At 69.2% G+C, this 16,195-nt stretch carries 19 protein-coding genes and 1 tRNA gene; 11 read left to right on the forward strand and 9 right to left on the reverse strand.

The genetic code is table 11. From position 1 onward, the window contains the following. Window positions 1-136: 136 nt before the first annotated feature. A complete protein-coding gene (locus EI982_RS10735) occupies window positions 137-1,372 on the reverse strand; it encodes a mandelate racemase/muconate lactonizing enzyme family protein (protein ID WP_157689702.1) in 1,236 nt (411 codons plus the stop codon). A gap of 117 nt (window positions 1,373-1,489) precedes the next feature. On the opposite strand from EI982_RS10735, the gene pepF reads away from it, so the two are divergent. The 3 genes from pepF to EI982_RS10750 all read left to right on the forward strand — a co-directional run bounded on the left by pepF (window position 1,490) and on the right by EI982_RS10750 (window position 5,085). Further along, on the forward strand, window positions 1,490-3,289 hold the full coding sequence (pepF, locus tag EI982_RS10740) for an oligoendopeptidase F (RefSeq protein ID WP_157689703.1): 1,800 nt from the start codon (window positions 1,490-1,492) through the stop codon (window positions 3,287-3,289). 112 nt (window positions 3,290-3,401) lie between these two features. After that, window positions 3,402-4,631, forward strand: coding sequence for a proteasome-activating nucleotidase Pan2 (gene pan2 / locus EI982_RS10745; RefSeq protein WP_157689704.1), 1,230 nt, complete (start codon window positions 3,402-3,404; stop codon window positions 4,629-4,631). Window positions 4,632-4,701: 70 nt separating this feature from the next. After that, window positions 4,702-5,085, forward strand: a complete 384-nt coding sequence (locus tag EI982_RS10750) for a DUF5811 family protein (RefSeq protein ID WP_157689705.1) — start codon at window positions 4,702-4,704, stop codon at window positions 5,083-5,085. Here EI982_RS10750 and EI982_RS10755 read toward each other — a convergent pair. Beyond that, window positions 5,066-5,305, reverse strand: coding sequence for a DUF8015 family protein (locus tag EI982_RS10755; RefSeq protein ID WP_157689706.1), 240 nt, complete (start codon window positions 5,303-5,305; stop codon window positions 5,066-5,068). The two genes, EI982_RS10750 and EI982_RS10755, sit on opposite strands and share 20 nt — an antisense overlap. Before the next feature lie 188 nt (window positions 5,306-5,493). Continuing rightward, window positions 5,494-7,296, reverse strand: coding sequence for a translation initiation factor IF-2 (gene infB / locus EI982_RS10760; protein ID WP_157689707.1), 1,803 nt, complete (start codon window positions 7,294-7,296; stop codon window positions 5,494-5,496). Window positions 7,297-7,440: 144 nt separating this feature from the next. On the opposite strand from infB, the gene EI982_RS10765 reads away from it, so the two are divergent. Next, window positions 7,441-7,686, forward strand: a complete 246-nt coding sequence (locus tag EI982_RS10765) for a PRC-barrel domain-containing protein (protein WP_157689708.1) — start codon at window positions 7,441-7,443, stop codon at window positions 7,684-7,686. Then, window positions 7,687-8,145: an NOB1 family endonuclease gene (locus tag EI982_RS10770; protein WP_157689709.1), complete on the forward strand. Its 459-nt coding sequence runs from the start codon at window positions 7,687-7,689 to the stop codon at window positions 8,143-8,145. On the opposite strand, the gene EI982_RS10775 is transcribed toward EI982_RS10770, so the two are convergent. Next, window positions 8,142-9,119 (reverse strand): LLM class flavin-dependent oxidoreductase, encoded by a 978-nt coding sequence (locus tag EI982_RS10775; RefSeq protein WP_157689710.1) that lies wholly within the window; start codon window positions 9,117-9,119, stop codon window positions 8,142-8,144. The two genes, EI982_RS10770 and EI982_RS10775, sit on opposite strands and share 4 nt — an antisense overlap. A gap of 85 nt (window positions 9,120-9,204) precedes the next feature. On the opposite strand from EI982_RS10775, the gene EI982_RS10780 reads away from it, so the two are divergent. Next, on the forward strand, window positions 9,205-10,941 hold the full coding sequence (locus EI982_RS10780) for a Rieske 2Fe-2S domain-containing protein (RefSeq protein ID WP_157689711.1): 1,737 nt from the start codon (window positions 9,205-9,207) through the stop codon (window positions 10,939-10,941). A 57-nt stretch (window positions 10,942-10,998) separates the two neighbouring features. Next, window positions 10,999-11,517, forward strand: coding sequence for an OsmC family protein (locus EI982_RS10785; RefSeq protein WP_157689712.1), 519 nt, complete (start codon window positions 10,999-11,001; stop codon window positions 11,515-11,517). On the opposite strand, the gene EI982_RS10790 is transcribed toward EI982_RS10785, so the two are convergent. Next, window positions 11,499-11,584 (reverse strand) — tRNA-Ser (locus tag EI982_RS10790). The two genes, EI982_RS10785 and EI982_RS10790, sit on opposite strands and share 19 nt — an antisense overlap. 137 nt (window positions 11,585-11,721) lie before the next feature. On the opposite strand from EI982_RS10790, the gene EI982_RS10795 reads away from it, so the two are divergent. Beyond that, window positions 11,722-12,165, forward strand: coding sequence for a CopD family protein (locus tag EI982_RS10795; RefSeq protein WP_157689713.1), 444 nt, complete (start codon window positions 11,722-11,724; stop codon window positions 12,163-12,165). Between the two features lie 497 nt (window positions 12,166-12,662). Here the strand turns inward: EI982_RS10795 and EI982_RS10800 are convergent, their stop codons facing one another. Then, window positions 12,663-12,953 carry a hypothetical protein gene (locus tag EI982_RS10800; RefSeq protein WP_157689714.1) on the reverse strand — a complete coding sequence of 97 codons (291 nt, stop codon included), beginning with the start codon at window positions 12,951-12,953 and terminating at the stop codon, window positions 12,663-12,665. Window positions 12,954-13,053: 100 nt separating this feature from the next. Here EI982_RS10800 and EI982_RS10805 point away from each other — a divergent pair, with 100 nt between their 5' ends. The 3 genes from EI982_RS10805 (at window position 13,054) to EI982_RS18920 (ending at window position 14,003) form a co-directional block, all read left to right on the forward strand. Next, entirely contained in the window at window positions 13,054-13,233 is a 180-nt protein-coding gene (locus EI982_RS10805; RefSeq protein ID WP_157689715.1) for a hypothetical protein, read from the forward strand. Between the two features lie 140 nt (window positions 13,234-13,373). Further along, on the forward strand, window positions 13,374-13,652 hold the full coding sequence (locus EI982_RS18915) for a molybdopterin-dependent oxidoreductase (RefSeq protein WP_199243597.1): 279 nt from the start codon (window positions 13,374-13,376) through the stop codon (window positions 13,650-13,652). A gap of 228 nt (window positions 13,653-13,880) precedes the next feature. Then, on the forward strand, window positions 13,881-14,003 hold the full coding sequence (locus tag EI982_RS18920; RefSeq protein ID WP_269846457.1) for a hypothetical protein: 123 nt from the start codon (window positions 13,881-13,883) through the stop codon (window positions 14,001-14,003). Here EI982_RS18920 and EI982_RS10815 read toward each other — a convergent pair. Genes EI982_RS10815 through EI982_RS10825 form a run of 3 tightly spaced genes read right to left on the reverse strand, consistent with a single transcriptional unit; the run spans window position 13,985 to window position 16,098 of the window. Further along, entirely contained in the window at window positions 13,985-14,284 is a 300-nt protein-coding gene (locus EI982_RS10815; protein WP_199243599.1) for a DUF8036 family membrane protein, read from the reverse strand. The genes EI982_RS18920 and EI982_RS10815 overlap by 19 nt on opposite strands. A 1-nt stretch (window position 14,285) precedes the next feature. After that, window positions 14,286-14,558 (reverse strand): ArsR/SmtB family transcription factor, encoded by a 273-nt coding sequence (locus EI982_RS10820; protein ID WP_157689716.1) that lies wholly within the window; start codon window positions 14,556-14,558, stop codon window positions 14,286-14,288. Window positions 14,559-14,607: 49 nt separating this feature from the next. Continuing rightward, window positions 14,608-16,098: a molybdopterin-dependent oxidoreductase gene (locus EI982_RS10825; protein ID WP_157689717.1), complete on the reverse strand. Its 1,491-nt coding sequence runs from the start codon at window positions 16,096-16,098 to the stop codon at window positions 14,608-14,610. Window positions 16,099-16,195: the final 97 nt, after the last annotated feature.

Here is a 16,195-nt window from a genome sequence, read left to right on the forward strand (position 1 = left end):
CGAACGACGCCAATCGGAGATTCCCTTGCTCGACGGCGCTACGCTTCGTCGAACGACGCCAATCGGAGATTCCCTTGCTCGACGGCGCTACGCTTCGTCGAACGACGCCAATCGGAGATTCCCTTGCTCGACGGCGCTACGCTTCGTCGAACAGCGTCTCGCCCTCGACCATGTGTTCCGACACGGCGTCGAGGTCGAGCGTCAGGCCGAGACCGGGCTTCTCGGGGACGGCCATGCGACCGCCCTCGATGAGGTCGTCCTCCTCGACGAGGTCCTCCCACCAGCCGAGCTGGTAGGAGTGGAACTCCAGCGCGAGGGAGTTGGGGATGGCGGCGGCGACGTGGGCCGAAGCCATGGTGCCGATGGGCGAGGAGACGTTGTGCATCGCGACGGGCACGTAGTACATGTCGGCCAGGTCGGCGATCTTTCGGGTCTCGCGCATCCCGCCGACACGGGGGAGGTCGGGGGCGACGATGTCGACGGCCTGCGGTTCGATGAGGGTCCGCTGGCCGAACTTGCGGTAGACGTTCTCCCCGACGCCGATGGGCGTCGACGTCGACTTCGTGACCGTCTCCTGAACCTCGTGGTTCTCCGGGGGGACGGGGTCTTCGAGCCACCAGACGTCGTAGGGTTCGATGGCCTCGGCGAGGCGCTGGGCGGAGTTGGCGGTGAAGGCCCAGTGGCAGTCGAAGGCGACGTCGGCGCGGTCGCCGACGGTCTCACAGACCTCCCGGACGATGTCGACCTTGTGCTCGACCTCCGGGCCGCGGAGGTGGCGGTTGGCGCGGTCCTTTTCGTGGCCCGAGGGGACGTCGAGGTCGAACTTGATGGCGTCGTAGCCGAGCTCCGAGACGACGCGTTCGGCCTCGGCGGCGTTCGACGCGGGCTCGGACTCGTCGCCGGCGTGACAGTCACAGTAGACGCGGACCTCGTCGCGGTACTTGCCGCCGACGAGCTGGTAGGCCGGTACGTCGAGGATCTTGCCGGCGACGTCGTGGAGGGCGATTTCGATCCCGGAGATGGCCGAGATGACCTTGCCGGCGATCGATCCCTCGCCGCTCATCTTCTGGACGAGGTGCTCGTAGAGGCGGTCGATGTCGAGGGGGTTCTCGCCGACGACGAAGGGTTTCATCCGGTCGATGATCTCCGTCTCGCCGCCACCCCAGTAGGACTCGCCGGTGCCGACGACGCCCGCGTCCGTGTAGACGCGGACGAGGATCCACGGGTAGTTGCCGTCGACCATCGTCGTCTGTACGTCGGTGATCTCGACGTCGCGAGGGCCACGGTCCGCGGTGAGACCCATCGTCGGCGCCGAGAGGTCGCGCATCGTATACTCCGCGTTCGGGTCGCGGAGACTGGCGTGGTCTACCATCGTATGCCGAGAACTCCGCCCCGTGTAGTAAACGTTGGGTACACGGAGGCACGCGCCGAACCTCGACCCCGGCCGGAGTACGAACCCTTACGGCGGGCGCCGCCGTACGGGGCGGCGATGAGTTCGGTTCCCGAACGCGGCGAGATCGACGCCAAGGACAAGTGGGCGCTGGAGAGTATCTTCGCGACCGACGCGGACTGGGAGGCGGCCTTCGAGGACGTCCGCGACCGGATCGACGACCTCGCGGCCTACGAGGGCCGGGTCACCGAGAGCCCCGAGACGCTCCGCGAACTGCTCGAACTGCGCGAGGACCTCCTCCGGGACGTTGCGACGGTGTCGACCTACGCCAACCTCCGGAGCAGCGAGGACACCCGCGAGAGCGAGTATCAGGCCATGTCGGCCCGCGCGGAGTCGCTGGCGGCCGACGCCCGGAGCGCCGCGAGCTTCGTCGAACCCGAACTGCAGGAACTCGACGAGTCCGACCTCGAGGCGTTCGTCGAGGCCGAACCCGCGCTGGCCGAGTACGAACATTACTTCGACGACGTGTTGCGGGGGAAACCTCACACCCGGTCGAAGGAGGTGGAGGAGCTGCTCGCCGACCTCTCGGACGTGACCGACGCGGCGAGCGAGGTGTACTCCATGCTCTCGAACGCCGACATGGAGTTCCCGACGGTCGAGGACCCGGACGGCGAGGACGTGGAGATATCGCTCGGCAACTTCACGAAACTCCAGAAGCGGCCGAACCGCGAGTTCCGGCGCGAGGTCCACGAGGCCTTCTACGACCGGTGGACGGAGGTGCGAAACGGCGTGGGGACGGCGCTGAAAAAGAGCGTGATCAAGGACGTGAAACTCGCCCGCGCACGCAACTACGAGACGGCCCGCGAGGCGGCTCTCGACGGTCCGAACGTCCCCGTCGACGCGTACGACACCCTGGTCGAGACGGTGCGGGCGAACCTCGACTACCTCCACCGGCACGCGGACCTGAAAGCCGAGGCGCTCGACGTCGACGACCTGCGGATGTGGGACCTCTACGCGCCGATGGCCGCCGGCGACCCCCCGGAGATTTCCTACGAGGAGGCGGTCGGCCACGTCGTCGACGCGGTGGCGCCGCTCGGCGACGCGTACCAGGAGCGGATGGCCGAGGGGCTCGACTCGCGGTGGGTCGACGTCTACGAGAACCGGGGCAAACGCTCGGGTGCGTTCTCGGCGGGGACCTACGACACCCAGCCGTTCATCCTGATGAACTACCAGGACGACGTGGCCTCGATGTTCACGCTGGCCCACGAACTCGGCCACTCGATGCACTCGGAGCTGACGAACGAAAGCCAGCCCTGGCAGTACAGCGACTACGATATCTTCGTCGCCGAGGTGGCGAGTACGGTCAACGAGACGCTCCTGACACACCACCTGCTGGAGACCGTCGACGACGAACGGGTGCGCCGACACGTCCTCGACGAGTACCTGGAGCGCTTCCGGTCGACGCTGTTCCGACAGACCATGTTCGCGGAGTTCGAACTCCGCATCCACGAGGTGATCGAGGAGGGCGGGGCACTCACCCCCGACCGCTTCGACGAACTCTACCGCGACCTGAAGGCGGACTTCTACGAGCCGGCGGTCGTCGACGACCGCATCGCCCGCGAGTGGATGCGGATTCCCCACTTCTACTACGGTTACTACGTCTACCAGTACAGCACGGGCATCAGCGCGGCGACGGCCATCGTCGACCGGATCCGGACCGAGGGCGAGGACGCCGCGGCGGACTACCGCGAGGCCCTGCGGATGGGTCGGTCCGCGTATCCGGCCGAGGTGCTGGAACGGGCCGGCGTCGACACGACCGACGCCGCATACATCGAGACGGCGCTGTCGACTTACGGCGAGCGGCTGGACGAGATGGAGCGGCTGATCCACGAGCGCTGACGCCGGGGCGGATCCGGCGGCGGCGATGGGCGTTCCGCCCGGAGGGGCGGACGTCCGGGAGGACCCGCGACCCAAAGGCACATTTACACCCGCTTCTTAGGAGGCACAACCAATGTCACGGAGTCCGTCGCTGCCGGATCGGCCGCGGCTCGACCTCGATCCGGAGATGTCAGACGCGGAGCGTCTCGACGCCATCCGCCAGCATTACGAACGCATGGTCCGCGTCAACGAGGAACTCTCGGAGCGACTCGACGAGACCGACGACCGGCGCGAGGAACTCATGGAGGAGGTCGACCACCTCAAGCGGCGCAACGAGGTCCTGAAGACCTCCTCGCTGTACGTCGCCACCGTCGAGGAGGTGAGCGACGAGGGGACGATCATCAAACAGCACGGCAACAACCAGGAGGTGCTCACGGAGCCCTCGCCGCGCATCCGCAAGGAACTCGCGGCCGGCGACCGCGTCGCCGTCAACGACTCCTTCAGCGTCCAGACGGTCCTCGACGACGAGACGGACTCCCGCGCCCAGGCGATGGAGGTCGAGGAGTCGCCGACGGTCACCTACGACGACATCGGCGGCATCGACGACCAGGTGCGCGAGGTGCGCGAGGCCGTCGAGGACCCGCTGTTGACGCCGGAGCTGTTCGAGGAGGTCGGCGTCGATCCGCCCTCGGGCGTCCTGCTCCACGGGCCGCCGGGCACCGGGAAGACGATGCTCGCGAAGGCCGTCGCGAACGAGACCGACGCGACGTTCATCAAGATGGCCGGTTCGGAGCTGGTCCGGAAGTTCATCGGCGAGGGATCGCGGCTCGTCCGCGACCTGTTCGAACTCGCCGCGGAGCGCCAGCCGGCGGTCATCTTCATCGACGAGATCGACGCCGTCGCCGCCAAGCGGACGGACTCGAAGACCTCCGGCGACGCCGAGGTCCAGCGGACGATGATGCAACTGCTCTCGGAGATGGACGGCTTCGACGACCGGGGCGAGATCCGGATCATGGCCGCGACGAACCGCTTCGACATGCTCGACGAGGCCATCCTCCGGCCCGGCCGGTTCGATCGCCTCATCGAGGTGCCGAAGCCCAACGCCGAGGGACGGGCACAGATCCTCCGCATCCACACCCGCGATATGAACGTCGCCGACGACGTCGCCTTCGCGGAGCTGGCCGACGACCTCGACGGCTACAGCGGCGCCGACCTCGCCTCGCTCGCCACCGAGGCGGGGATGTTCGCCATCCGTGACGACCGTACCGAGGTCCGGATGACCGACTTCCTCGACGCCAAGGCGAAAATCGAGGAGAACGAGGACTCGGGACCGGTCATGGCCTTCACCGACTACCAGTACTGACGCCGCCTGTCACCGGGTCACACGCTCCGACGGCTTTTTACACGGGCTCCGCGTACCCTCACCGACTCGGATGAACGGAAACACGCCGTACGGAGGCGCACCCGGAGTCGCCGACGCCGGCAAGCCGTCGACGGACGTCGAACTGACACAGGACCAACGGCAGTCCCTCCAGCGGGCCGTCGCGGGGATCGTCTCGCAGACCCGCTCCTACCTGCCCAACAGTTACACCGTGGGCTCGGAACTGTCCTACGGCTCGAACGGGCCGACGGCGACCGTCGCCGTCCGCCCGCCGGCCGGCCACCCGGTCAGCGCCGGCTTCACGCCCGACATCGACGACCTCGAAGCCGGAATCGGCACCGACGAACGCGACGAAGTCGCCCGCGGGCTGGCCGCCAGCGCCGCCCTGCAGGTGATGGATGCCGTCGGCGACGGCATCACGCCGACCGCCCGTTGAGGTCCGGACGGGTCGGCGCCGCGACCCAGATGGCGTAACCGAACATCAGCGCCGACGGCAGGCTCCCGACGCCGATACCCAGTTCTAACGGTACCGACGTGACCGCCGAGAGCGCCGCCCCGAGGAGCAAGGGGAGCGGCAACAGTACCAGTAACAGATCGTACCGCGTCGGCGTGGTCGTCACGGCGGTACCCTCGCTCGGGGTGGTTCGAACGCTCATCGGTACTCACCTCGTTTCGTACTCGTCGTTCTTCTGACTAAAAAGTTTCCCCGAGTGTACCGAAAGAGTCGAACGAACGTCCGCAGAACCACGGGAGAACCGCGAGCCAACGACGTCGAAACCTCTGTAAATAATATGAATACGATATCGATGGACGGCGGGGTGAAACGAGGGCGCCGGGTGGGGGGTTACTTCCCCCAGAAGGGGTCCCGCCGGCGGTGGTTGTCGAGGAAGCCCTGGAGGGCCTCCAGTTCGTCGGCGGGAATCTCGTCGGTGAGTTCCTGTTCCAGGATCTTGGCGTGTTTCTCGGGGAGGTCGACCCAGAGTTCGTCGCCCTCGTCGATCCCCCGGCCGACGGTGGGGCCGTCGATGGCGACGCTGACGCGTTCGCCCGCCCGCGCCTCGGAGACGTCCTCGCCTTCCTTCTGGATGCCGCTGAGTTGGCCGAGCCGCTCGAACTCGTTGCCGTCGAACCGGCCGACGTGGGTGTTGTTCTTCAGCGTCCCCGACAGCACCTCGACGCCGACGACGGCGGGGTCGTTCTGCCGGAAGACGTGATCGGGGAGGATCCGGAAGCGCGCGGGGCGGATGATCTTGTCGAGGACGGTCTCCTGTTGGGCGCGCTGGCGCTCCTCGACGAACGTCTCGTAATCCTCGACCAGCTGGTAGATCACGTCGTCGTGGAACAGGCGGACGTCGCTCTCCTCGAGTTCGTCCGCGGCGTTCGAGAGGACGTCGACGTTGAACCCGAGGATGACCTGGTGTTCGGCCTCGGCGGCGGTGCTGGCGACGGCAACGTCGCGGGGCGCCACGTCGCCGACCTCGGCACGGAGGATGGGGACCTCGGCCTCGACGAGGGCGTTGGCCATCGCCTCCAGACTGCCGAGGGTGTCGGCTTTCACGACGACGCCCTCCTCCTCGGTCTCGACCTCGATCTCGGCGAGTTCGGACTCGACGTCGGCGACGACGAGTTCGCGGTCACGGTCACGGACGACGCGGACGGGGGCGCCGGCCATGGCGTCGTCCAGATCGGGCGCGGCGATCTTCACCCCGGCCGCCGCGGCGACGGAGTCGACCCGGTCGAACCGCTTCTCGGTCCGGATCTCCGCGAGCGGTTTCGGTTGGAGCAGCGCCCGCACCTCGGTGACGATCGGATCGCCCATCCCGCCGACGACGATCTCGTCGCCCTCGCGGATCGTCCCGTCGTACATCACGACGTCGAGGGTGGTCCCGAAGCCCTTCTCCTCCTTGACTTCGAGGACGGTGCCCGCGCCGGGCCCCTCGACGTCGATGGCCATCTGATCTTTCATGTACCGCTGGGAGAGGCCCATGAGGACGGTCAGGAGGTCGGGGACCCCCTCGCCGGTGACGGCGGAGACGGGGACGACGCCGACGTTGCCCTGGAAGTCCTGGACGCGCCAGTAGAGGTCGGCCGAGAAGCCGGAATCCGAGAGCTGACCGATGATCTCGTAGAGGTTCTCGTCGAGGCGGGAACTGGCGCGGTCGCTCTGGGCCTCGTAGGAGACCTGGATCGGTTCGCCCTCCTGTGGATTCCAGCCGGGCGTGGTGTCGATCTTGTTCGCGGCGACGACGAAGGGCGTTCCCGTTCGCTTGAGGATGTCGATGGCCTCCTCGGTCTGGGGCTGGAAGCCGTCGTTCACGTCGACGACGAGGACGGCGATGTCGGCGAGGGCGCCGCCCCGTGAGCGAAGCGTCGAGAAGGAGTGGTGACCGGGCGTGTCGATGAAAAGCAGGCCGGGCAGGTCGAAGTCGTCGGGGTCGACGAGGCTGCCGGCGATGCTAGAGATGGTGTCGAGCGGAACCGCGGTGGCACCGATGTGCTGGGTGATCGCGCCGGCCTCCCCCTCGCTGACGGCCGAGCCGCGAATCTTATCGAGCAGGCTGGTCTTCCCGTGGTCGACGTGCCCGAGCACGGCGACAATGGGGGTGCGAAGCGCGTCGGGTCGGTCGCGTGTGTCCGAATCTGACATGATATCCCCCGGCAGAACGTTCCTTGTCCCCGAAGAACCGTGGACCGAAGTTAAGTCTTTCAACATACCGACGGCAGGTCCGGCGTTCGGTGGGTGGCCGACGACCCCGTGGCGTTTAAGGTCATCCCCGCGAATATCCCTTTCATGTCCGACGTACTCGCCGAAAACCTCTCGGGGAAGTCCGTGATGGGCTCCGACGGGACGGAACTCGGTATGCTGTACAACATCACCATGAACCTGAAGACGGGAGCCCTGAACGACCTCCTCGTCTCCCCGAACGAGGAGTTCCCGGCCGCGGACTCCCGGTTCCAGCAGGACGAGGAGGGACGGCTCCACGTCCCCGTCTCACGCGTGCAGGCCGTGAAAGACTACATCGTCATCGACCGGTAGATGCACGTCCTCGACTCTTCTGCGTTCATCCACGAGTATCACACCGCCGAGGAGATGGCTTCGATCCCCGCCGTCGAGGAGGAACTCGAAGACGAGAGCGCCTACCGCTACGACGCGATGGAGGGCGCGGGGATGCACATCCACATCCCGGCGGACAACACCGTCGAGACCATCGAGCGCGCGGCCGCCGAGACGGGCGACGCGGAGGAACTCTCGGACACCGACGTGCGCCTGATCGCCGCCGCCTTCGAACTCGACGGCACGCTCGTCACCGACGACTACGCGATGCAGAACGTCGCGGAACACCTGGGCGTCGTCGTCGAGGTCATCGCCCGCGAGGGCATCTCCGAACAGCGCGAGTGGCGGTTCCAGTGTCAGGGCTGTGGGCGTGAGTTCGACGACCACCGCGACCGTTGTCCGATCTGCGGGAGCGACCTCTCGCGGAAGAACCCCGCCTAGGGGGCAAGCGCCGCGACGGTGCGCTCGGCCGTCGCGTCGTCGACACCGTCCGGGACGACCACGATGGGGTGATCCACCACGTCGAGGTTAGCGACCGCCTCGAACCGCTCCCGCGCCGTCTCGGGGCGACCGGCGACCCCCAGCGCGTCGACCATCTCGGCGGTGACGGCCGCCCGGGCGGCGTCGCGCGCTCCCTCCCCCCACGCCGCGGCGATCCGCTCGGCCTCGTCGGGGAACGCCGTCGCCACGGCGCGGCGGTACCCCTCGCCACTCCCGACGTAGTAGGCGAGGTGGTCGCGGATCGCGCCGCGGGCCGCCTCGGGGTCCGCGTCGACCGCCGCGGGGACGTAGGGGGCGACGGTGATCGCGTCGGGGTCGCGGCCGGCCTCGCGGGCCGTCGCGGCCACCGTCTCGAAGGCGTCGGACAGTTCCGGGAAGGGGACGTTGTGGGGAAGCCAGCCGTCGGCGACGCGACCGGTCGCGCGGCGGGCCGCGGGGCCGAGGGCCGCGGTGTAGACCGGCACGTCGGCGTCGAGCGCCGGCACGTCGGCGACGGAGACGGTCTCGCCGTCGTAGTCGACACGGCCCGTGCCGCCGGCGAGGGCGGCGACGAGTTCGGCCGTCTCGTGGAGACGCCGTACCGGGCGGTCGTAGTCGCGGCCGTGGAGACCCTCGACCGCCGTCCGCGTACTGGGCCCGAGGCCGAGGCGGACGCCCGCCGGCGCCACGGACGCGAGCGAGGCGGCGGCGGCCGCGAGCGTCGCCGGCGACCGGGAGAAGACGTTGACGATGGCGGTGCCGAGGACGAGGTCGTCGACGGCGTCGGCGACGGCCGTGAGCGTGACGAAGGCGTCCCGTCCCCAGAGTTCGCCGGTCCAGCAGGCGTCGTAGCCGAGCGATTCACACCGAACGGCGAACTCGCGGGCGTCGGACACCGGCCCGTCCGGGACGACGACGCCACGTCCGAGGGTCATACCGGCGTGTGGGTGCGGGGACGGCATAAATGAGGGGAGTGAGCGGGAGCGGAGGCTTATGACCCTCGGTGTGTTACCACTGCCCATGACCGGTTTCGAGCGGGTGGCGGCCGCCGACGCGATCCGTGAGTCGAGTCCGCAGGTCGTCAGCGTCGGCGGGCGGACGGTCGGCCTGTTCCACCACGAGGGGTCGTTCCACGCGGTCGACAACCGCTGTCCGCACATGGGGTTCCCGCTCAGCGAGGGCTCCGTCGACGCGGGCGTCCTCACCTGCCCGTGGCACCACGCGCGGTTCGAACTCTCCTGTGGCGACACCTTCGACCCCTTCGCCGACGACGTCCCCACTTTCCCCGTCGAGGTGCGGGACGGCGAGGTGTACGTCGACCCGGACCCGGATCCCGAGACGCCGCCGGCCGACCGCTGGAAGGAACGCCTCGAACATGGCCTCCGGGAGGCCCTGGACCTCGTGATCGCCAAGGCGACCCTCGGCCTCGACGGCGCGGACGTGCCGCCGACCGTCCCGTTGACGGTCGGGACGACCTTCGGGGCCGACTACCGGCGGGACGGATGGGGAAGCGGGCTGACGACCCTCGCCGCGATGGGGAACCTGGCCGAGGACCTGCGGCCCGCCGACCGTCGCCGGGCGCGCTACGTCGGCCTCGGGGCGGTCGCGGACGACTGCGCGGACGAACCGCCGTTCTTCGCGCAGGACCGGCTGGCGACCGACCGGGTCCCGCCCGACCGCCTGATCGAGTGGTTCCGGGAGACGATCGACCTGCGCGACGCCGACGGGGCCGAGCGGGTGGTGCGGACGGCCGTCGCCGAGTGCGACCGGTCGACGCTCGCGGCGATGTTCGTCGCCGCGGCGACCGACCACCGGTATCTCGACTCCGGACACCGCCTCGATTTCGTGAACAAGGCCTTCGAGTTGCTGGACCGAATCGGCTGGGAACACGCCGACAGGGTCCTCCCGACGCTCGTGCCGGCGCTGGCCGACGCCGACCGGGCCGAGGAGCGGTCGTCGTGGCGCCAACCGATCGACGTGGCGGGGCTCGTCACGGACGCCGCCGCCGACCTGCCGGACCTGGTCGCGGCCGGGGCGGGGCGGACCTGGACCGAACCCGAGGACTTCGTCGAGCGACTCCTCGACGACGACCCGCACGCGGCGCTGTCGGCGTTGACCGACGCCGTCGCGGCGGGGGCGAGCGCCGACGCACTCGCGCGGACGGTCGCCCGCGCGGCCGCCCGCCGCGTCGCGCAGTTCGGCACGGCCAACGAGTTCCGCGACTGGAACACCGTCCACCACACCTACACCTACGCCAACGCGGTCTGCGGGCTGGCGGCACGGACGGACGCCCCCGAGACGTACCGGGCCGTCTTCGACGGCGCCGTGAGCGTCTACCTCGACCGCTTTCTCAACACGCCGCCGGTCCCGCTTCCGGATCCGGACGGCGACCGTGACCCGGACGCGACGCTGACGGACCTGCTGGAGACCTTCGAGGTCGAGGCCGACGACACCGTCGGCCGCGCCGGGCGCCTGACCGCCGAGTTCCTGGCGTCGGGGGGCGACGCCGCCCGGCTGAAACGCGCGCTCGGGGAGGTTCTGCTCCGCGAGGACGCCGGTTTCCACCCCCGACAGAACGTCGAGGCGGCGTTTACCCGCCACGGCGCGGTCGTCGACGACGACCCGGCGGCCGCACGGCTCCACCTCGTCGCGACGGCCCGCTACCTCGCCGCCCACACGCCGACGCGGCGGGAGGGCGAACAGACCTTCCGGATCGCGGAACGCCTCGACCGCGGGGAGGCCATCCACGAGGCGTGAGGGCCCGCAACGCCGTAGCCGGGAACGCTTTTCACGCCTCGTGACCCACGTCAACGTATGACGGAGGACCTCCGCGAGACACAGGAGCCGTTGAAGGAAACCTACGAGTCGGACCCCGAGGCGGCGCAGGTGACGCTGACGGCGACGGGCGAACGGGCGGACGCGACGAGCTGTAGCGTCGAGGTGGGCGAGGCCGTCTACGAGGCACAGCTCCACGAGGGCGCGGGCGGATCGGGCACGGCGGCGTGTTCGGGGGACCTGTTGCTCGGCGCGCTCGCGGCCTGTTCGCAGTTGACCGCACAGGCGGTGATCGAGAACTTCGGCGTCGAGGCCGACGTGTCGGTCGAGGTGGCCGGCGACCTGGACCTCCGGGGCACGATGGGCGTCGCCGACGTGCCCGTGGGGTTCCAGGCGATCCGGATGGACGTGACGCTACAGGGGGATCTGAACCCGGAGACGGCGGCGTCGATTCGGGACGCGACCGAGCGGTACTGCGTCGTCTACCGGACGCTCGTCGAGTCGCCGGACGTGACTACCGAGTGGACGTTCGAGAGAAGCGCCGAGGATGAGATTTGAACTCATGTGTCCTGAACGGACAGTTGCTCTCGAAGCAACCGCCTTGGCCGGGCTAGGCTACCTCGGCTCGTCCGATGATGGGGGAGCGGGCGTTTAATCGGTTTCGATTCACCGCGGGCGGTCGATCCCGACGGTCCGTGGCGTCGCCGACGGCGGCTCGCGGGATTCCCCGGATTCAAGTCGGCCGCGTTCCCAGCGACGGGCATGGCGACCATCGACACGGCGATAAACGCGACACACCTCTTGTTCGCCGGACTGTGGGCTGGAAGCGTGCTCTTCGTCGCGCGGGGGCTGTTGCCCGCGGCGCGGGACGGTGACATCGACGCGGCGCCGCTCCGGTCGCTGATCGGTCGGTTCCGGACGTGGTCGCGCGTCTCGTCGCTGGCGCTCTTTCTGACCGGCGGCCACCTCGCGGGGACCCAGTACACGGCCGAGAGCCTGCTCGGCACCTCGCGTGGCTACCTCGTCGTCACGATGGTGGTGCTCTGGTTCGTCATGACCGGCCTGATCGAAGTCGGCTCGGGACGGCTCGTCGACGGACTCGACGAGCGGAAGGTCCGGGAGCCGGCGCGGGCGGCGACGCCGTTTCTCACCGCAGCGGCCGTCGCGGGCGTCGGCCTGCTCGTCATCGGCGGGGTGCTGCTCTGAGGCCCGTTCGGTCACGGCCTGAAATCCGGTAAGGACCGATTAACTATGCGCTAGGGAGTCCGTACCCGCGTGTGGGGACCGTGTCACACGCTCCCCACCCCCCTATGTCACGGTGTCCGAACTGCGGGACGAAGATCCCACGTCGTCGGATCGTCAGCTCGGAGGACGAACGGCCGACGCACGCGGAGTGTCCGGACTGCTGGGAAGTACATCCGGTGCCGTCGCCCGCGTAACGGCGGGCGGGCCCCGTGACCGGCGGCCACACCGACTCGGGGTGGCCCGCCGGTCCGCCCGACCCGTCACGCTGCCAGAACGATCGGTAGCGTCAGCCGCGCGCCGGTCGTGACTCGCCGTGGACGATCCGTTCGACGATTTCGTCGAGGTCGGGTGGTGTTCGGTCGCGCCTCGGTTCGTCGGCTGGCACGTGTGGGACGAGGGACATCTGCCATCACCCCACGCGCACGTGACGGCGTCCCGACACAAAAACGTCCCGCCGGTCACCGGGGAGTGCTTCGAACGAGGTCGCCGACGGCGACGATGGCGACGCCGACCGTCGCCGCGGCACCGCCCCCCACCGCGACGGCGGTCTTCACCAGCGTCCGGACCGCCGAACAGGAGAGTTCGAGGCTCTCGGTGCCGGAGGCGCCGACCACCATCGTCCCCGCCGGCCCGCCGGAACAGGAAACCAGAAAGCCGACGGCGGCGCCGGTGACCAGATACAGGAAGATCGGTGCGAAGACCGTGACCGCGAGGAGCGTGGCGACCCAGCCGAGCACGTCCCGGTACATGTCGGGTGCATCCATCCACGGGTACAAATGCGTCGCGGTCGCGACGGGGTGGCCGCCGGAACCGCATCCTTTTTATTTTAGGTCCCCCTAAACACTCCCAATGCCCACTGGTACGCAGTCGGGGACGGACGACGAGTCGGAGTCGGCGCCCGAGCCGGAGTTTCCCGAACGACCGACGGTGTCGGTCTGTGAGAGCTGTCCCGGCCGCACCGTCTTCCTGGAGACCGACAACACCGACGGCTGGATCGCGAGCGACCTGACGGTCGAACCGACGCAGTGACCGGCGAGCCACAGCCCCGTCCGCCCTCCTCCAATACATAAACCCCTCGCGAAGCGGTTCGTGAGGGTCCCAAGCCGCTGAAATCACGCGTATCGTGTTTTCCGGTTCCCGTGTTGTCCGTTGACGTATGCGGTTCGACCATGACGGACCGACGGGAGGTGAGGGGGCTGACGCTCCACCGGCGCACGTTCGAGCCCTCGCGGATCAAGTATCCGATGGTCCGGAAGGGCTGGGACCCCGAGGACCCGAGCCCCGAGGACCGCGGCGAGGACGAGTTCGAGCGTGTCTCCTGGGATGAAGCCATCGACCTGATCGCCGAGAAGATGGCGAACCTGGAGGACGAAAAGCGGTTCCACGTGTTCAACGCCAGCAAGTCCGACGGCCTGATCACGCGTCACGGGGTGGGCCGGCGGCTGTGAGTGCACCGAGTGCGACTGGTACGCCGACCTGCCGCCGGGACACGTGATGACGACGGGCTACCAGACCAGCGACTCGGACGCCTCGGCGTGGCGCGCCGCCGACTACACGAAACAGGACGGGGAGATCTGTGCGCTCGTCGCCGAGAAACTCGACGAGAACCTCCCGCGGAACGGAACGTCGACTCCTACCGCGGGTACTTCGCCGAGTTCCTCGACGAGGACGGCGACGTGCGCAACTACATCCAGGAGGCGCTGGACGCCGGGATGACGACCCGCGACATCGACGTCGAGGACCACGAGGCGCTCGAGCCGGTCGACCGAGCGCGACCGTCCTACCGCAGCGTCACGTAGGTGAGGAAGGCGAGCGCGACGAACTGCAGGGCGCGCATGGTGAGGACGGCCATCTGGGCGGTGGGATCGGCGGCGTACAGCATCCCGGAGCTGAAGAAAAAGCCGATAGCGACGACGTTCTCGACGGCGAGGACGACGGCGAAGGCGACGAGTCCGAGCGTGAGCGGCGTCCCGAACTGTCGGTAGTTGCGCCACCAGACGACGAGCAGGGCGGCCAGTAGCGCGATGTTCAGCCCCGAGAGGGCGCTCGCTATCGACAGGGTGGGGGTCATGGGTGCCATGTTAGACGTGGTCCGTGATCTCCTCGAACCGGTCTCGGTGTCGGTCGAACCGGTCGGTGAGGAAGTAGAGCCGACCGTACTCCTGATCGCCGCTCTCGATCACGTCGTGGTCTTCGAGCATGTCGAGGTGGTGGCGGACGGAGTTGTAATCGAGGCCGAGTTCCTCGTGTAGCTGGTTGGCGTTGCGCGGCCGCTCGTCGAGGAGGCGGATGATCCGCGCGCGGTTCTTTCCGCCGCGCGTCCCGGCGAGCAGATACCAGAGTGCCTTCTCCATCGGCGGCCGTAGGGTGGTTGGGTCCGCGGGGGATAACCGTTGGCCCGGCTCACAGCGAGTCGGGGTCGATCGATTCGGACACCCACCCGCTCGGCCCGCTGGGGAAGGCGTCGGCCTCGTCTTCGGGCTGGAGGGTGCCGGTGTCGTCGACAGCGCGGACGACCACCTCGTGGGGGTCGGTGGCCTCGTAGCGGTGGACCCACTGTCGCCACACGTCCTCGCCCGGGAGCGGGTCGGAGAGATCGGCCTCGGTCCAGGTGTCGCCGCCGTCGGTCGATACCTCGACGGTCCGGATCCCGCGGGTGCCGGCGTACGCGGGGCCGGCAACCTCGATCCGGCCGTCCGCGAGCCGGTTGGTCGCCCAGAGCTTCGCGACGGTGTTGACCGGGCCGGTGCCGTGCCACCCGCGCTCCTCCCAGTAGCCCGTCGCCGGTTCGTCCAGGATCTCGATCTCGGTGAGCCACTTGACGTTGATCTCGCCCCAGTGGCCGGGGATCAGCGCCCGCGCCGGCGCCCCGTGGCCGCGGGGGAGCGGTTGGCCGTTCATCCCGACGGCAAGGAAGCCGTCCTCGAGCGCCGCGACGGGGAACTCCTCGTAGAAGCCGTCGGCCGCCCGGAGCATCACGTACTCCCCCTGGAGGTCGACGGGGTCGAGTAAGTCCATCAGGGGCACGCCCGTCCAGAGCGCGGTGTCGAGTTTCCGGCCGTTGAGCGACTCGCCCACGCAGCGAAGCGAGACGAACCGGTGGTCGTGGTCCATCGCCTCGACGTCCGAGAAGTCGTAGGTCGTCTCCGCGTCGACGGCGCCGTGGATCCGGAGCGACCAGTCCTCGCGGGACGGCTCGGGGTCGACGTTGGCGATGTCGACCTGGTAGAAGTTGTCGCTGACCAGCGGTTCCAGCCCCTCGACGTCGAGGGACTTCGCCGCGGCGTCGTCGAGGCGGGCGGCCACGTCCTCCGGGACGGGCCTCGTCGGAACCGGCTCGGCGGGAGCGAACGCCCGCCGGCCGCCGACGCCGACGGCGGCGACGGCGAGGGCGGCGACCCCCGAGAGGAGCGCGCGTCGGGAGCCGTCGGGGGGGGACGCGGCGGCTCCGGTCCCGGTTCCGGCTCCGAAGTCGGCGACGGTGGCCACCACCGCCGCGCCGACGGCCGCGCCGACCGCCGAGTCGGCCGCTCCGGTCAGCGCCGCGGCGACGACCCCGACGGCGACGCCGACGGCGGCGGGCGCGAACAGGGGGCGTTCGGCCCACGTCGCGGCGGCCCGGCCGACGGCGACGACGACGCCGAGGAGGGCGGCCGTCGCCGCCAGTCCCGACGCGTAGGCCAAGTCGCTCCCCAGGTCGCCGAGGACGGTGATGGCGAACGTGACGAGGGCCGCGGGGGCGAGCGTGTTGGTCAGGTTCGCGACCGGTGCCGCGACGAAGGTGGACGCGCCCCCGACGACGGCGTACGAACCGGCGAGGGCGGCGACGCCGCTCGCCAGCGCGACGGCGGCGGCGGGGAGGCGGGTGCGCCACGCGGCGGGGATCACCGGCACACCTCCGGGCGGTCGGTCGGCGCGAGTCCTGGCGGACCGGTCCGTGCGAGTCGGAGCATATCCGGATCGAGGGGAGCCACCCGGTAATGGGTTTTTC

Origin of the sequence: Haloplanus salinarum (assembly GCF_009762275.1) — an archaeon.
In the GTDB taxonomy this organism is placed as follows: Archaea; Halobacteriota; Halobacteria; order Halobacteriales; family Haloferacaceae; genus Haloplanus; species Haloplanus salinarum.

Excerpts from the sequence above, each read along its gene's own strand:
- EI982_RS10735 (WP_157689702.1), bottom strand. The coding sequence starts at position 1,372 with ATGGTAGACCACGCCAGTCTCCGCGACCCGAACGCGGAGTATACGATG.
- pepF (WP_157689703.1), top strand. The coding sequence starts at position 1,490 with ATGAGTTCGGTTCCCGAACGCGGCGAGATCGACGCCAAGGACAAGTGG.
- pan2 (WP_157689704.1), top strand. The coding sequence starts at position 3,402 with ATGTCACGGAGTCCGTCGCTGCCGGATCGGCCGCGGCTCGACCTCGAT.
- EI982_RS10750 (WP_157689705.1), top strand. The coding sequence starts at position 4,702 with ATGAACGGAAACACGCCGTACGGAGGCGCACCCGGAGTCGCCGACGCC.
- EI982_RS10755 (WP_157689706.1), bottom strand. The coding sequence starts at position 5,305 with ATGAGCGTTCGAACCACCCCGAGCGAGGGTACCGCCGTGACGACCACG.
- infB (WP_157689707.1), bottom strand. The coding sequence starts at position 7,296 with ATGTCAGATTCGGACACACGCGACCGACCCGACGCGCTTCGCACCCCC.
- EI982_RS10765 (WP_157689708.1), top strand. The coding sequence starts at position 7,441 with ATGTCCGACGTACTCGCCGAAAACCTCTCGGGGAAGTCCGTGATGGGC.
- EI982_RS10770 (WP_157689709.1), top strand. The coding sequence starts at position 7,687 with ATGCACGTCCTCGACTCTTCTGCGTTCATCCACGAGTATCACACCGCC.
- EI982_RS10775 (WP_157689710.1), bottom strand. The coding sequence starts at position 9,119 with ATGACCCTCGGACGTGGCGTCGTCGTCCCGGACGGGCCGGTGTCCGAC.
- EI982_RS10780 (WP_157689711.1), top strand. The coding sequence starts at position 9,205 with ATGACCGGTTTCGAGCGGGTGGCGGCCGCCGACGCGATCCGTGAGTCG.
- EI982_RS10785 (WP_157689712.1), top strand. The coding sequence starts at position 10,999 with ATGACGGAGGACCTCCGCGAGACACAGGAGCCGTTGAAGGAAACCTAC.
- EI982_RS10795 (WP_157689713.1), top strand. The coding sequence starts at position 11,722 with ATGGCGACCATCGACACGGCGATAAACGCGACACACCTCTTGTTCGCC.
- EI982_RS10800 (WP_157689714.1), bottom strand. The coding sequence starts at position 12,953 with ATGTACCGGGACGTGCTCGGCTGGGTCGCCACGCTCCTCGCGGTCACG.
- EI982_RS10805 (WP_157689715.1), top strand. The coding sequence starts at position 13,054 with ATGCCCACTGGTACGCAGTCGGGGACGGACGACGAGTCGGAGTCGGCG.
- EI982_RS18915 (WP_199243597.1), top strand. The coding sequence starts at position 13,374 with ATGACGGACCGACGGGAGGTGAGGGGGCTGACGCTCCACCGGCGCACG.
- EI982_RS10815 (WP_199243599.1), bottom strand. The coding sequence starts at position 14,284 with ATGGCACCCATGACCCCCACCCTGTCGATAGCGAGCGCCCTCTCGGGG.
- EI982_RS10820 (WP_157689716.1), bottom strand. The coding sequence starts at position 14,558 with ATGGAGAAGGCACTCTGGTATCTGCTCGCCGGGACGCGCGGCGGAAAG.